Source organism: Paenibacillus sp. FSL R5-0810 (assembly GCF_038002285.1).
Lineage (GTDB): Bacteria > Bacillota > Bacilli > Paenibacillales > Paenibacillaceae > Paenibacillus_AQ > Paenibacillus_AQ lactis.
This window is the reverse complement of record NZ_JBBOCF010000001.1, coordinates 2,811,722-2,827,491: the sequence shown is the minus strand read 5'-3', so window position 1 is coordinate 2,827,491 and position 15,770 is coordinate 2,811,722. Positions and strand designations below refer to the sequence as shown.

The window sequence follows — 15,770 nt, the reverse complement described above, 5'->3', positions numbered from 1 at the left end:
GGTGCATTTTATCCTAAAATGGTCTTTAAAAATGATGCGTCTGCGCAAAACCACCATCACCTGCATCGTGGTGCTGTTTGTCGCATTGAGCGCAACCGCCGCCTATTTGCTGGAGCCGGATACCTATAAAACGTGGTTCAACGCGCTGTACTGGGTGCTGACCACGATGGCAACGGTAGGTTATGGCGATTATTATGCCGTCACCGTACCGGGTAAGGTGCTGACGATATTTTTGTATATTTTCGGCATCGGGCTCCTCAGCCTGGTGATCGGGAAGATCGTAGAAGCTTTCGGCAGCATGCAGCGACAGAGAGGAGCGGGCAGATTGAATTATCGCGGCAAAGATCATGTCATCATTATCAATTGGAGCAAAAAAGCACAGTCCGCCATCGATGAAATATTGTCCTATGATTCGGCACCGGGCATCGTCGTTATCGACGAATCCGGACGTCATCCGGTTGAGCATCTCGAGCAGGTGCATTTTGTTAGCGGGGACCCGGCTGCAGATGATACGTTATCCAGAGCCAATATCCATGAGGCGAAAGCGGCGATCATCTTTGCCGATTCGCGGATTGACGAGGCTTCGCTGATCGATGGGAAGTCGCTTCTCATCGCCTCGAGCATCGAGCGGCTTGCGCCCAAAGTGCATACGACGGTTGAGATCGTGCAGGAGCAGAATGTTCAGAATTTTCGTCATATTGATGTGAATGAATTTGTGCTGTCGCACGATGCCGTTTCCCGGTTAGCGGTCCGCGCCGCGCTGCAGGAAGGCAACTCGGATGTACTGATGCAGCTGCTGAGCCGCTCGTTTGGCGATGACATTTACGAGATTCCGGTGAGCAGCGTCTGGAAGACCTATGGCGATGCTTTCCAGGATTTGCTCCGTCAGGGCGCAACGCTGATCGCCGACCGGAGCGATCTGGGAATCAACCGCAAGCTGGGACAGCCGATTCCCGGGGATGCACGGCTCTATATCGTTTCGGATGAGGCGACATATCGGAGAATCGCAGATAAAGAATAAAGGTAAAGGCTCGTAAGCCCTCGCGCTCAAGATGACAATCTTGCCGGCGGGGGCTTTTTTTTTAGGTCCATTTTCGGGATGAAAAGGACGTCATTGGCCCGAAAGGTCCATGAGCAGATGCTCACTGCTTCTCTCCTGCTTCATAGGAAATCGCTTAAGCTTTCTAGGAGAGAGGGCCTCTGCTTCATAGGCCGCCGCCCCGATCCCGACCGTACGGCCCATCCTCCGGCAAGCGTTGCCCCGCTGGTCGTCATGAAGGCCGGAAGCGGCTGGTCGTTTCTGCTGACCTCGGTGCTGGCCGGAGCAATCATCATTGTGCCGGTTGCCCTTCTGGCCAATCATGCGGTAAAGCAGCGGAGATATCCAGCTTTTTGAGGGTACATCCTTTTTTTGCTTTGTAAAATTAATGGATGCACAGGCAATATATATCTTTATATTGGAGGATCAGTTCCATGGACATGCGGCGACCGGGAATGGATCCTTTCTTTGTTGCGGCGGCGATAATTAAGAATTTGTAACTAATACATATACCATAAAAAGCGGATTTCGAAACAGCATCCCGGAAAAATAGGATAGGATTACCACTTGAACCTGAGTTGTAAAACTATAGAATAAAAACCAACCCGGTACGGGACTCTATTCTTATTTTGTAGATATGGATAATATTTACAAACCTTGATGGAATGCGGTTCTCAGCCGTTTTTTTATAAGACTAAGGTATCAATTTTGTAATAACTATGGATAAAGATGTAAAAACGACCGGAACTTTAGCAATTTTTCTGCGTTTATATTAACGATTCACGAAAATTTTCAGAAAACCTTCGTGATTACGCTGAACTCATCTCATGTACTGCTGTATAGGGATTCTTCGGGTTAAACAGCGTCCAATTTTTTAGACACGCAGCGAGCTAACATTCGGATGCAATCTTGTCAAACAGCACGGCTGAGAGAAGAGCAAAGCATGCTTCGGGGGAGAACCACGAATGATTGAAGGTTTTACTTCTTTATGACTACTATTCCAATGGGAAAAGTTAGTAAAGAAGAAATATGGTATCGGGCGTGTATCGGCCGTAGAATGACGAGTAGCAGCTCCGTCTTCACGAACAAGCCGGTACGCAATCATTATGGATTGAAAGGGCAGGTGAACGAAGAAGACGATGAGCAGACGAAAATGGTGGGTTGCCGCAGCACTGTGCACTATAGTGCTTCTGAGCGGTGCCGCTGTAATACTCGGAAACTTCCGTCCGGTCATAACGACGTATGCGGGAGCGGACGGTGTGAAGATGAAATTCAAAACGGAAGGCACTTCTTTCCTTGTGTACGGGGAAGATGAGAGCTGGCGTGAGATATTCGCCAAGGGCGTCAATCTCGGCGCGACCGTTCCGGGACATTTTCCGGGTGCGCTGCCGGCAACCGAAGAAGACTACTTGCGTTGGTTCAAACAGATTGATGATATGGGAGCAAACGTCATTAGGGTCTACACCGTACACAATCCGGTCTTCTACTCGGCCCTGGTGAAGTACAACCGGGACAAGGGTGAGGATCCCCTCTATTTCATGCAGGGGATATGGTCTCCGGAAGAGCAGCTGATCGAGCGTCGGGATGCATACGACGAAGAGATTGTGCAGACGTTTAAAGCCGAGATTTCCAAGGCGGTTGCGGCTGTATACGGCGATATTACCGTAGAGCCGAAGCATGGACAGTCAAGCGGCGAGTATAAGACGAATGCGGGCAAATATTTGATGGCCTGGCATTTGGGAACCGAATGGGATCCGTCCATGGTCGACAACACGAACAGGGTACATAAGGATGCTCCAAGATACGACGGGGCATTCTTCTCCGGCACAAAGGATGCGAGTCCCTTCGAGAACTGGCTTGCCTCATTGCTGGATTATACGGCTCAGCAAGAGCAAAAGTACGGCTGGCAGCATCCGATGACCTTTACGAATTGGGTCACGACCGATGTGCTGGAACATCCGGGTGAGCCGCTGTTTGAAGAGGATCTGGTGTCCGTCGATGCCCGGCATATTGAACCGGTTAACTGGAGTGCCGGATACTTTGCGGCCTATCACGTGTATCCTTACTATCCGGATTTCTTCCGTACCGACAAAACCTTGCAGACGATTCCGGACGGGAATGGAGGATATAACACCTACAAGGCCTACCTCCGCAAGCTGAAAGCGGAATATGACGATATGCCGATCATGGTTACCGAGTACGGCGTGCCATCATCGATCGGCGTCTCGCACCACGGCCCCGGCGGTCGGGATCAAGGGGGGCATGATGAAGCCGAGCAGGGCGAAATTAATGCCTCACTGACCCAGGAGATATTCGATGAAGGCTATTCCGGGGCGATATTGTTCATGTGGCAGGACGAATGGTTTAAGAAAACATGGAATACGATGCCTTTTGAAATACCGGCAGACCGGCGGGCATTCTGGTTGAATGTGCTGACGAACGAGAAGATGTTCGGCGTTCTCGCCATGCAGCCGGGAAAAGAAGGGCAGATTTCCATTGACGGCGATTTGGCCGATTGGGATAAGCTTCCTGAGGGAGAGGTCAAACAGTGGGAAGGGACGGCCCCGGGCGTTAAGGGAATGAAGCTTACGCATGATGAAGCATACCTGTATATCGGGATGGAGCTTGAGGAAGCCTTCGATCCGGAAGATTCCAAGCTGTTCATCGGAGCGGATACGATTCCCGGCGGGGATATTCCCAAGAAGGAGCTTGCTGGAAGATCGCTTACAGGGGGCGAACTGGAGACGCTCATCCAGCTTGGTCAGGATGACGAATCCCAGGTAAGCATCGCGCCGTCCTATGATTTCCACAGCCGTTTGTACGGCAAGGACGGATATTGGATGCTGCCGGAGAAACCGAAAGCCGGGAGCAAGGATGATCCGATCGTCCCAGGCGGCACATTCCATGCCTGGAAGCTGGCGATCAGTCTGATGATGAACCCGCCGGACACACGGTTTGCACACCCGTTCATTGACGAGACGGTGGGCATGCTCAAGCGGGGCAGCAGTGATCCGGAGTCCCCGGATTTCAACTCTCTGACTGCTTGGCAGTCCAAGGACCGATTCGTGGAGATGCGCATTCCTTGGATGCTGCTGGGCTTCGGAGACCCTAGCTCTCTTCAGGTGGTCGATTACAGTCCGCTCAAAAATAAACGGGAGTTTTCGACCGTGACAACCGAAGGAATAAAACTTGCTCCATGGATCGCGAAGCGGTCGGAGCTTGACGGGTCGGCAGACCCTGCGGCGGACACACGGGAGATCGATCTCGGGAAGATTCAGCCGTACACCTGGGAGCTGTGGGAAACGCCTGTGTACAGTGAGCGCTTGAAGCAAAGCTATTACGATATGCAGGAAATATTCACTCGTCTGCCTTAAGTTCTCGAGGGCGGCCAGATGCTAAATATAAAGAGGAGGCACTCGATTATGTTTTCAAATTTAGCCTTGGCCTACGGATTTATCTATGTTTGCCTTGGCCTGATTGCAGCCGGAATCATTGTGCTGTTCTACATGAAGATCAAGCATAATGCCGAGCAGCGGGAAATGGAGCATTATGCTGCCAAGCATCACGATTACTTTGTTTATGTTCAGGCCCATCTGCATGATGATATCAAGCTTGAGCTGCCGCCAGGGAAGCTGACCCGTGCCGAGCGCAGGGTCATCCAGGCGAAATTCATCGAATGGATCGAGCAGTTCAAGGGAGAAGCGAGGGAGAAGCTCCTTCACCTGTGCAGGGAAGCGGGCTTCGTGGAAGAGGATCTGCGGGCGTTGTCCAGCCCGCGCAAAGGACGCCGCATTGAAGCGGCGTACCGGCTCGGGGGCATGCGTGCCGAAGAGGCGGTACCGCAGCTTCAGCAGCTGATGAACCGGACCCGTTACGGACCGCAGACCATCATCTTGGCCAGAGCGATTGCCAAGAGCGCGAATGAGCAGCGGCAAATCCGTGAAATGCTGTCGCGGTTGCTGTCGTACGGCAAGGCCATTCATCATATGGCCGCCGACATTTTGCTTGAGACTCGGCTGGACGCTCCAAGCTTGATGCGCAAGCTGCTGGATGATCAGGACCCGGGACTCGTCAAGGTGGCGCTCGTTGCGATGTGGGGACAGGCTGTTCCGGCAGCCGTTCCTACATTGAACCGGCTGGTCGGCTCTGAGGAGAAGGATGTGCGGGCCGAGGCGGTAAAGCTGTATCTGGGCTCCAATCCGGCGCTTAAAGACGATACGATCGCTGCGCTCATGCGCGATCATGCCTGGGAGGTCCGGGCAGCGGCAGCCAAAGCGCTCGGAAGGCTTCATGCGGCCGGAAGCATTCCGCTACTGGCTGAGGCGCTGAAGGACGAGAACTGGCATGTCCGCAACAATAGTGCGGAAAGCTTGGCGATGCTGGGCGAGCAGGGCTTCGAAACGCTGTGCCAGGCCGCTCTTACGGGCACAGGTCCTGCGAGAGAGACGGCGCTGTACCGGATTGAACGGATCATGGCGAAGGAAGGCGACCATGAAGAGGTCGAGCAAATGGTGGCATTCAATAAGAAAAAGCTTGTTTATGACCGTTACTTCGGCATTCAACCAAGTAAACGGATCGGAACAGTTGCAGGAGTAGGAGGGGATTACACTGCTTAGGGATATCCTGCTCACTTACGGCACGGTGGCGATTTACTACGTCATGGCCGTCAGCGCGCTATATTTTGTAATAATTATGCTTTCTTTCAGAAACATCTGGGATATTTACAGACGGGCGTCCTATTCCAAATATAATACGCTCTCGGGGTCGGAGCTCGTCCCGTCGGTTTCGCTGCTGGTTCCTGCATATAACGAGGAGTTGACCATCACGGAGAACGTCCGCTGTCTCATGACGCTCAATTATCCGACCTATGAGGTAATCGTGATCAACGACGGCTCCTCGGACCGGACGCTCGATGTGCTGATTAAGGAATACGAGCTGACGCTGCTGCCTAATCCGGAAGTTCGCGGAAGGCTCGAGACCAAACCAGTGCGAGGGGTCTATTACAACCCGCAGTATCCGCATCTGTACGTCATCGACAAGGAGAACGGCGGCAAGGCCGATTCCTTGAATGCGGGCATTAATCTTTCGCGTTACCCGCTCATTTCCTCGATTGATGCGGATTCCCTGCTGGAGAAGGATGCATTGATCCGAATGGCTCGGATGTTCATGGAGAATCCGGAGGAGACGGTGGCCATCGGCGGCGACGTTCGGATCGCGAACGGCTGCGTGATCGAGAACGGAGCGGTCAAGAACGTATCCCTGCCGCGCAAAATGTGGCCGATGTTCCAATCGATCGAATATATGAAAGCCTTCCTGGGCGGACGGATCGGTTGGAGTCAGATCAATGGCCTGATTATCGTCTCCGGCGCCTTCGGCATGTTCCGCAAAGACTACGTAATCGCTGTAGGCGGCTACCGGGGCGGCTATCCCGGCGAGGATATGAACATCATCATCAAGCTGCACCGCTATATGCTTGAGAATAAAATCCGATACCGCGTCGCTTTTTGTCCGGAAGCGGTGTGCTGGACGCAGGCGCCGGACACGTACAACATTCTGTCCAACCAGCGCAAGCGCTGGGGACGCGGTAACCTGAAGAACATGATTGAGAACCGCGATATGGTATTCAATCCGAAGTACAAAGTCATGGGGCTCCTGACGATGCCCTACAACGTTATTTTTGAAGCGTTAAACCCTTACTTCAGAATTACGGGCCTTCTGGCTCTGCTTGGATATGTCATGCTGGATATGACCAATTGGCACGTGCTGCTGGTATTCGGATTGGTGAATTTCCTGAGTGGTTATCTGCTCAGCATCGGCGCACTCCTGCTTGAGGAAATCGCCTTCCGCCGCTACACGAAGCTGTCCGACCTGGTGAAAATGCTTCTGTTCTCGGCGCTGAAATTCGTCGGTTATCATCAACTGGGTGTGCTGTGGAGAGTACAGGGCCATATCCAATACCTGCAAAACAACAATTCATGGGGGACCATGACGCGGCAGAGCTGGAAAGATAAGAAGGAAGCGGCATGACATCAGGCCCAAAGTTCACATCAAAAAATAAAGAGAGGTGGGACTAGCAGTTATGTCTCAATCCGTAACATTGCAACGTGGACAGGCGGTTGATTTTTACGGCCGTCTGGAGGAGGAAGTGAGAGAACACCAAAGCGGCGCAGCCTTGCTGTTTCTGTACTGCGAAGGCCAGCCCGGAACGGAGTCCTGCGTTCAGCAATTCGTGGATCAGCTGCCGGGCGTGGAAACGGAGGTGCTTCGGGACGAGAGCACGGGCGTGCTTGCCGTCGTTATGCCGGGATTCACGCTCGATGCGGCCCACTATCAGGCGCTGCTGCTGAAGCAGCACTTGCAAAGCCGGCTTCAGCAGGCGGATCCGCGGATTACGCTGGCGGCCATACAGGAGGCGCCGTCGATGCAGACGATGAAGCAGATGGCTGAGACCGCGCGTCTCAGCATATCCTCCGACATTCATATATTCACGGAAGAGGATACAGGCGGCGCTCAAAGCCGCATCCTGATCGTGGATCAGGACAAAGCGGTTAGGGAATTTCTCCAAATTCGGCTTACGATGCAGGGTTATGAAACGCTGGAGGCCGTGGACGGTCTGGAAGCGTTGGAGCTCATCCCGAAATGGGAGCCGGATCTGGTGCTGACCGAGCTGAACCTGTATGGGATTGACGGCCTTCCGTTCATTCATCATATCCAGCAGCTTGATATGAAACATCCGCCAAAAATCGTTGTGCTGACGGAGAAGCGCGTCGAGCAAACGATTAGTCAATGCTTCCAGAGCGGGGTGGATGATTATGTGACGAAGCCATTCTCGCCGGTGGAGCTGGATGCCCGCATCCGGCGCTGCCTTCACTAAAGCGGGTGGACTTCAACGGTTCACTCACCGCAGGCGAAATGTTCATGGGAGCGGGAAATCGAGCTTTTTAGGCTGCAAGCTGCATCATTGCCGTGCCTCCCATAAGAAAGAGAGACCTACTGTATATTTTTGAGATCCTTCTAAATGAAGGATTTCAGGCAGACCGAACAGACTATACATCCGATGGAGGTTGAATGCTTGTGAACGAAGAATACGAAACTTTATTGAACGCCATTGAGAATAAAAAGGCGGTATTAGGTGTTGTGGGACTGGGCTATGTGGGACTGCCGCTGGCTGTAGAAATGGTCAAGCAGGGTTTCACGGTTGTCGGGATCGATCTTGATCCGAACAAGATTGACCGGATTTACCGCGGCGATTCGTATATTACCGACATTTCGTCAGAGGAGCTAGCCGCATGCATGGAGACCGGACGCTTCAAGCCGACGACCGACTACAGCATGATCGCGGTGATCGACGCAGTCAGCATCTGCGTACCGACTCCGCTCAGCGAAAACCAGGACCCGGATACGTCTTATATTACGATGGTGGTCGATCAAATCAAGCGATTCATGAAACCTAATCTGCTCATTACGCTGGAGAGCACAACCTATCCGGGAACGACGGAGGAGCTGATCCAGCATGAGATCGAGAAGCTCGGGTTCAAGGTCGGCAAGGACTTTTACCTGTGCTTCTCGCCGGAGCGGGTGGATCCCTCCAACAGCAAGTTCAATACGCGGAATACCCCGAAGGTGATCGGCGGCACGACCGAAGCTTGCCTTGAGCTGGGCGTTGCGCTTTACCGTCAGTATGTCGAGACGGTGGTTCCGGTCAGCAACCCGAAAGTAGCCGAAATGTCGAAGCTGCTGGAGAATACGTTCCGCAGCGTGAACATTGCCTTCGTGAATGAGATGGCGATGATGTGCGACCGGATGGGGATCGATGTCTGGGAAGTCATCAATGCCGCCGCTACGAAGCCGTTCGGATTCATGCCGTTCTACCCGGGACCGGGCATCGGCGGACACTGCATTCCGCTAGATCCGATGTATCTGTCCTGGAAGGCGAAGGGCTTCCGCTTCTACAGCAAATTCATCGAGCTGGCCCAATCGACCAACGACAATATGCCTTACTACGTCATTAACAAGACGGCAACGATACTGAACGAATATGCGAAATCGGTCAAGCGCTCCAACATTTTGCTGCTGGGAATGGCCTATAAACCGGATATCAGCGACCTGCGGGAGTCACCGGGGCTTGAGGTATATGAGCTGTTCAAGGAAAACGGGGCCAAGGTGGAGTACTACGATCCGTACGCCAGCAGCTTTGTCGACAAGAATGGGGTGACGGTCCGCAGCGTGGAATACGATCTGGCCAGATTCCGCAGCTACGATTGCATCGTGCTGATCACGAATCACAGCAAGCTGGACTACGGCACCATTGCATCCCTTGGTGTTCCGATTCTGGATACGCGAAATGCGTTTAAGGATTACGCGCGTCCGCATATCTATAAAATCGGCCATTCCGTCCAGCATGTGACCGAGCCGGACGAAGCGGTTCTGATCTAAAGACATCGAAAGGAGAGGAATGAGGTTGAACCACGCAAAAGCAAAGTACGGCATCCTTGCGGTCCTCATCGGTCTTTTGCTGCTGATCCTCTTTCTTCCCCATTCCGAGAAGGTGAATCAGAACAAGGCGACCTGGCTGTGGGATGCAAGTCTGATTCGGAACGAGACGGAGGAAATTGTCGCGTTCAGCGTGAATCACGGAATAACGACGATCTTCCTGCAGATCCAGCAGGATGTGCAGGAGGAGGAGTATCGCCGCTTTATATCGGCGGCATCGCGTCAGGGCATCCAGGTTCACGCGCTGGACGGCCACCCGGAGTGGGCTTACGAAAACGGCCGCGAAGAAGGGCTTAAGCTGTTGTCTTGGCTTGAGGCCTACAACCAAGCAGCCTCGCCGGAGGAGCGGTTTCAGGGTGTGCAACTGGATGTGGAGCCTTACGTGCTGAAGCGTTGGGATCGCGAGCAGGCGCAGGTGGTGAAGGAGTGGAGCGCCAACCTGGAAGCCTGGGTGCAGGAGGCCGAGCGCATCGCCCTTCCCCTTAGCGCGGCTGTTCCTTTCTGGCTGGATTCCGTACCGGGGCCGGAAGGCAACCAAGCGGGCTCTTTCAGCCGCTGGATGATCGAGCGTACGGATTCGATCGCAATCATGGCTTACCGTGACAGCGGCGAGCAGATGTACGAGCTGTCCAAGGAGGAGCTGGAGCAGGCGGATGAGCTTGGCAAATCGGTTTGGATCGGGATGGAGCTTGCCAATACGGATGAAGGAGAGCATCTCACCTTCTATGCCAAGAGCCGGGGAGAAATGGAGGACGAAGCGAAACGGGCCGCCTCGCTCGGAAGCGAGCATCCGTCATTTGCCGGCATCGCGGTCCATCATTATCAGGCTTGGGTGCACAAGAACATGGCGATGGCTGAGGATGAGCAGTAGAGAGGCAACTATCCGGACATTCATCCCTTGCTCCGATCCGTGAATAATAGGCTTTGATTCTCGACGATAAAAGATTTGCATCAATGAACCGGAAGCGGTATGTTAATGATTGAGACTTCGTGTTTCGCAAAAACACCTTCGACGTCTTCATAGACGGGCGAAGGTGTTTTTTTGTTTCTAATTTTTTTGTTTCTAATTTTTTTGTTTCTAATTTTTTGTTTCTATATTATTTGTTCTCTATAACCAGCTGCGGATACCGTCAAAATCGATGCGCTACGAAAACATCCTGGGGGATTTGAGCCGCTGCCAAAATTTTTCGAAAAAAAATTTTTTGAACGGATAAAGTGGGTGGAGACGCGGATTACGGGCCGATAGCGGCTTTCCTTCGACCTATGGCGTCCTTCTGCATATTCCGACTTATTCAGATTTTATTTAGAGTGCCTCTATATACTGATCAATGGCATGCGGCTGGATCGATCAACTATCGCTCGCAAAAGAACAGGTGAAGCGGGATTTTCATGTCGAGTTTCTTTGAAAATGAAAGTAATTGATGAAAAAAATTGAGAAAAGCTGTCGCAATTAGAAAAAATAATCTATATTCTAATTAGGAAATTAGAAGGGAGACTAAGGTCCCGCAATGAATAGAAGGAGTATAAATATGAATGGAATATCTACAAAATCACGGGCCGTGTTACGCAGTATCCTGATCGTCGTCGTTCTGTCGCTGCTGCCTGCGTGCAGCCTCTTCGGAGGATCTGCTGCAACCAAGGAGGAGCCCGGCCCGGTGGAGCCTGCAGCCAAGGTCGAACGGTTCACCGGCGAGAAAAGCCGGGAGATCGATTTCGTGTATACGGCGCGAAAAGAGCTGTCCTTGACCTTTAACGGCATGGGGGACAAACAGACGATGCAGGCACTGCTGAACGAGCTCGACACATACAATATCAAGGCGACCTTTTTTCTTCCCGGGATGAGAGTCGCGGAGGAGCCTGATATCGCGAAGGAGATTTTGGCCAGAGGACATGAGATCGAGAACAATACGCTCAACGCGCTCGATATGAGCAAGCTCGATTATGACGGGGTATACAAGGAGATTCGTCTGGCGAACGATGTCATCCAGCGCGAGACGGGTGTTCAGCCCCAGTATGTTCGGACCCGATCCGGCGACTACTCTGAAGATGTTCCGCTGGCGGCCGCGCATCTAGGGATGAAGGCCGTCGTAAGCTACAACATTAATCCGAAGGACCGCAACATGCAAAGCGCTCAAGAGATTGGCGAGTATATTGCCAGGTATATGTCCAGGGGCGGAGTTATTTCACTGAATACGGATATCAATCCGGAAGTGGTCGGTGCCGTGAAATATATCGCGGAGGCTGCAAGTGACATCGGGTATTCGCTTGTAACACTGGACGAGCTGGTGAACAACGGCGGCGTCCGCAAGCCGCTGGAGCAAATTCCCGGTTACGATGCAGCCAAGATCAATCCCGATTATGAAAATTCGAAGTATGAGCTGGTATACAACGTGAACATGGGCCGCAAAGAGGTGGCGCTGACGTTTGACGATTTTGGCAGTGACAAAACAGTGACCCGGATTCTGGACATTCTGGCGGAGCACGATGTCAAGGCAACCTTCTTCCTGCGGGCCAAGGGCGTTGAGTCCAACCCGAACCTGGCCAGGGCCATGGTGGAAGGCGGTCATGATGTAGCCAACCATTCCTACAGCCATCCCGTCGTGACCACTCTTACTCCGGAGGAACTGCAAGAAGATGTCGTAAAAGCTCACCAAGTCATCACGGAAGCCATTCAGGAGCAGCCGGTCATGCTGTTCCGGCCACCAACAGGCGTCGTCGACGATGTGCGCGCCAAGGCGCTGGCGGCAACAGGTTATCCGGTAATCGCCATGTACGATGTCACGACGCTGGATTGGGACGTCAACAACAGCGCGGACGACATTGTTCGCGGGGTCATGACGAAGACGGAGCCGGGAAGTGTCATCCTGCTTCATATGCTCGATGACATCCATACGATCGAAGCACTGCCAAGTGTGCTGGAAGGACTTAAGGAGAAGGGCTATACATTTGTGAAGATGGCGGACATGATCCAGGAATAACAAATTGCAAAATGGGGATGGAATGAGATGGATATTTATCAGAAGATTGCGGACCGTGTTGACAAATTGGCGGTGGTGGGGCTCGGCTACGTCGGGCTGCCGCTGGCCGTTGCCTTCGCCAACAAGGTCAACGTCATTGGCTTCGATCTGAATTCAGAGAAGGTCATGCAGTACCGAAACGGCATCGACGCGACCGGAGAACTGGAGCTTGCGCTTGCCGGATGCACGGCCGAGTTTACATCCGACCCGGATAAACTGAAGGAGGCCCGTTGCTTCATCGTTGCGGTCCCGACACCGGTCAAGAGCGGGAATGTTCCCGATCTGAAATTCGTACGTGATGCGAGCCGTATGATCGGCCGTGTGCTTTCACCAGGATCCATCATTGTGTATGAATCGACGGTATACCCGGGGGTCACCGAGGATGTGTGCATACCGATCCTGGAAGAGGAGTCGGGGCTTACTTTCGGAACGGATTTCAAGGTCGGGTACTCTCCGGAGCGAATCAATCCGGGGGATCGGGTGCATCGGTTGGAGAATATCGTAAAGATCGTCTCGGGCAGCGATCCCGAGGCGCTGGAGACGGTAGCCCGGCTCTACGAGCTGATTATCGAGGCAGGCGTTCACCGGGCCGAGAGCATCAAAGTCGCTGAGGCAGCCAAGGTGATCGAGAATGCCCAGCGGGACATTAACATCGCGTTCATGAACGAACTAGCGATGCTGTTCAACCAGATGGATATCGATACGAACGCCGTTTTGCGGGCAGCCGGGACAAAGTGGAATTTTCTCCCATTCCGACCAGGGCTGGTCGGCGGGCACTGTATCGGGATCGATCCTTATTACCTGACTTACAAAGCAGAGGATTCGGGGTATCATTCAAAAATCATACTGGCCGGGAGACATATTAACGACGGCATGGGCAAATACATCGCACAGCAGGTCATCAAGCTTGCCGTTCAAAAAGGATTGGACATTAGCCACGCCAAGGTGGCTGTGCTGGGACTCACCTTCAAGGAGGATTGCCGCGATATCCGCAACTCCAAGGTGATCGATATCATCCGGGAGCTGCAGGATTACGGTGTGCAGCCGCAGGTGATCGACCCTCACGCCGATGGCAAGCAGGCCTATAAGGAATATGGGATTGAGCTGACCCCCTTGGAAGAGCTTCAGGATATTCAGCTTGCGATCGTGGCAGTCGCGCACAGCGAGTTCAAACAGCTTGGAATTACGGAGTACACCGAGATGTTCGGCTCCGGCCAAGCGAACATTATGATTGATGTAAAGGGCATTTATCCGAGAAGTTTATTCGAGAATAACGGCTTCCATTACTGGAGCCTGTGACGATGGATGGGAGAGCTCAATGTTAAAGTTTAGAAAAAAAGACAAGAGGATTAAGGAGGTTCTGACGGAACCTCGAGCCGACCGCCGTACCCTGTCCTACGTGCCGGATCCTGAACAGATCCGGGTAACTGCCGACCGAAGAGGCAAGCATGCGATGAAGAATGGGAACGACGTAGCCGATCCGGATTACCTGAATCAGTTGCGAACCCTCAGTCTGCGCTATGTCGCGGAATTCGATGTACGGATTTTTCCTGGCGGGCAGGGCCGGAAAGCAACCATTCAAGGGACCTCTTCAGACATATCGGCCACGGGTATGCTGTTGAAGCTGCCTGCAGCAAATCCTGACGTTAAAATCGGGGACAAAGTGAGGGCGAAATTCCGAATTCCGCCTGGCGCCATGCCCGAAGGATTTGAATCGCGCGTTAATATCGACGCTACCGTCGTCCGCACCTTCGTAGATACGAATGGCGGGGGGCAGGTCCACATGCTGGCTATCGAATTTGACAAGCCGCTGACGGAATACATGAAGCGCAAGCGCTGGGGCTACTCCGTTTACTCGGCCAGCGCGCTGCTGTTCGGAGCCGTACTCTTCATTATGCTCATGCGGGCGGAGAGCATCATCTATTTCAAATATAATATGGTCCTGTATTTGTACAGCTTGATCGCCGCGCTGTTCCTCCTGACCCGGTACCTGTTCGGCGCTCTTTACCGGGATGTGCCGATCAATCCGGAATATACGCCGGGCGTATCGATCATCATCCCATGCTTTAACGAGGCGGAATGGATCAAGCGTACGATCCTTAGCTGCATGAACCAAGACTACCCGGTCGATAAGCTGGAGGTTATCGTCGTGGATGACCGATCGACGGACCAATCGGTGGAGCAAATCGAGGAGATGATCCGGGTCATCCATAATGAAGCGGAGCGTTACTCCACCCGGGAGCGGCTTACGTATACGGTTCTGCCTGAAAATGCCGGTAAGCGGGTCGCGCTGGTGAAGGGCGTGGAGATGGCCAAGCACGATCTGGTCGTGTTCGTCGATTCGGACAGTTTCCTCGACCCGATGGCCATTCGCCATCTCGTGCAGCCGTTTCAGGATCCGAAGATGGGCGGCGTCGCCGGCCGGACCGACGTAGAGAACAAATATACGAATTCCATTACAAAACTGCAAACGGTTCGCTATTATATCGCGTTTCGGATCATGAAGGCAGCGGAGTCGTGGTTTGACAGCGTAACCTGCCTCTCGGGGCCACTATCATGCTACCGGAAAGAGCTGATCCTGCAGCATGCTGACGCTTGGCTTAACCAGAAGTTTCTGGGGAGGCCGGCTACGTTCGGGGATGACCGGAGCATGACGAACTTCATTTTGAAGACGCACCGCACGGCCTACCAGGATTCAGCGATTTGTTCAACGATCGTACCTTCCCGGACGAAGGTATTCCTGAAGCAGCAAATGCGCTGGAAGCGCTCCTGGCTGCGGGAATCGCTGCGGGCCGGAGGATTCATTTGGCGCAAAGAGCCGTTTATGGCCCTGTTCTTTTATATCGGTTTGATCGTGCCGATTGCGGCACCGGTCGTCGTCGTGTATAACCTGATGTACGTTCCAATCGTTCACGGCATTTTCCCGGGGACCTTCTTGATGGGGCTCCTGATGATGGCCCTGCTCATGAGCCTCGCGCATCTGCTCCTCCGGAAAAGCAGATTGTGGGTGTTCGGCTTTGTGTTCTGCCTGTTCTATGAGTTCGTGCTGTTATGGCAGATGCCAGTCGCCTGGTTCACGTTCTGGAAATCGACCTGGGGTACGCGGGAAACGCCGCAGGACGTCGAGGCGAAGCTGAAGAAGGAAGCGCGCAGGCGCAAAGGCAAAAAATTCGGACTGCCGCAGTAAAGGCAGCTGCCGATGTTGAAATGAGGATGGCGCA

Annotated in this window: 11 protein-coding genes; all 11 read left to right on the top strand. The window is 53.1% G+C overall.

The window, feature by feature from the left end:
* Position 1: 1 nt before the first annotated feature.
* The 11 genes from MKX76_RS12845 (at position 2) to MKX76_RS12795 (ending at position 15,736) form a co-directional block, all read left to right on the top strand.
* On the top strand, positions 2–1,021 hold the full coding sequence (locus tag MKX76_RS12845) for a potassium channel protein (protein ID WP_007133106.1): 1,020 nt from the start codon (positions 2–4) through the stop codon (positions 1,019–1,021).
* Positions 1,022–1,114: 93 nt separating this feature from the next.
* Positions 1,115–1,396 carry an HPP family protein gene (locus MKX76_RS12840; protein WP_341033900.1) on the top strand — a complete coding sequence of 94 codons (282 nt, stop codon included), beginning with the start codon at positions 1,115–1,117 and terminating at the stop codon, positions 1,394–1,396.
* A gap of 782 nt (positions 1,397–2,178) precedes the next feature.
* Complete coding sequence (locus tag MKX76_RS12835; RefSeq protein WP_341033899.1) at positions 2,179–4,413, top strand: hypothetical protein; 2,235 nt, start codon at positions 2,179–2,181, stop codon at positions 4,411–4,413.
* 48 nt (positions 4,414–4,461) lie between these two features.
* The gene (locus MKX76_RS12830; protein ID WP_028407312.1) at positions 4,462–5,655 is read left to right on the top strand and encodes a HEAT repeat domain-containing protein; all 1,194 of its coding nucleotides are present in this window, start codon (positions 4,462–4,464) and stop codon (positions 5,653–5,655) included.
* Positions 5,656–5,698: 43 nt separating this feature from the next.
* On the top strand, positions 5,699–7,066 hold the full coding sequence (locus MKX76_RS12825; protein WP_007133103.1) for a glycosyltransferase family 2 protein: 1,368 nt from the start codon (positions 5,699–5,701) through the stop codon (positions 7,064–7,066).
* A gap of 52 nt (positions 7,067–7,118) precedes the next feature.
* The gene (locus MKX76_RS12820; protein WP_007133102.1) at positions 7,119–7,913 is read left to right on the top strand and encodes a response regulator transcription factor; all 795 of its coding nucleotides are present in this window, start codon (positions 7,119–7,121) and stop codon (positions 7,911–7,913) included.
* Positions 7,914–8,113: 200 nt separating this feature from the next.
* Positions 8,114–9,475 (top strand): nucleotide sugar dehydrogenase, encoded by a 1,362-nt coding sequence (locus MKX76_RS12815; protein ID WP_341033898.1) that lies wholly within the window; start codon positions 8,114–8,116, stop codon positions 9,473–9,475.
* 19 nt (positions 9,476–9,494) lie between these two features.
* The gene (locus MKX76_RS12810) at positions 9,495–10,403 is read left to right on the top strand and encodes a hypothetical protein (protein ID WP_034275207.1); all 909 of its coding nucleotides are present in this window, start codon (positions 9,495–9,497) and stop codon (positions 10,401–10,403) included.
* Positions 10,404–11,061: 658 nt separating this feature from the next.
* Positions 11,062–12,510: a polysaccharide deacetylase family protein gene (locus tag MKX76_RS12805; RefSeq protein ID WP_341033896.1), complete on the top strand. Its 1,449-nt coding sequence runs from the start codon at positions 11,062–11,064 to the stop codon at positions 12,508–12,510.
* A 27-nt stretch (positions 12,511–12,537) separates the two neighbouring features.
* Complete coding sequence (locus tag MKX76_RS12800) at positions 12,538–13,848, top strand: nucleotide sugar dehydrogenase (RefSeq protein WP_341033895.1); 1,311 nt, start codon at positions 12,538–12,540, stop codon at positions 13,846–13,848.
* Positions 13,849–13,867: 19 nt separating this feature from the next.
* The gene (locus MKX76_RS12795; protein ID WP_341033894.1) at positions 13,868–15,736 is read left to right on the top strand and encodes a glycosyltransferase; all 1,869 of its coding nucleotides are present in this window, start codon (positions 13,868–13,870) and stop codon (positions 15,734–15,736) included.
* Positions 15,737–15,770: the final 34 nt, after the last annotated feature.

What these genes read in the sequence shown, in the direction of transcription:
- MKX76_RS12835 (WP_341033899.1), top strand. Translation starts at nt 2,179, where the DNA reads ATGAGCAGACGAAAATGGTGGGTTGCCGCAGCACTGTGCACTATAGTG.
- MKX76_RS12830 (WP_028407312.1), top strand. Translation starts at nt 4,462, where the DNA reads ATGTTTTCAAATTTAGCCTTGGCCTACGGATTTATCTATGTTTGCCTT.
- MKX76_RS12825 (WP_007133103.1), top strand. Translation starts at nt 5,699, where the DNA reads ATGGCCGTCAGCGCGCTATATTTTGTAATAATTATGCTTTCTTTCAGA.
- MKX76_RS12820 (WP_007133102.1), top strand. Translation starts at nt 7,119, where the DNA reads ATGTCTCAATCCGTAACATTGCAACGTGGACAGGCGGTTGATTTTTAC.
- MKX76_RS12810 (WP_034275207.1), top strand. Translation starts at nt 9,495, where the DNA reads ATGAGGTTGAACCACGCAAAAGCAAAGTACGGCATCCTTGCGGTCCTC.
- MKX76_RS12805 (WP_341033896.1), top strand. Translation starts at nt 11,062, where the DNA reads ATGAATGGAATATCTACAAAATCACGGGCCGTGTTACGCAGTATCCTG.
- MKX76_RS12800 (WP_341033895.1), top strand. Translation starts at nt 12,538, where the DNA reads ATGGATATTTATCAGAAGATTGCGGACCGTGTTGACAAATTGGCGGTG.
- MKX76_RS12795 (WP_341033894.1), top strand. Translation starts at nt 13,868, where the DNA reads ATGTTAAAGTTTAGAAAAAAAGACAAGAGGATTAAGGAGGTTCTGACG.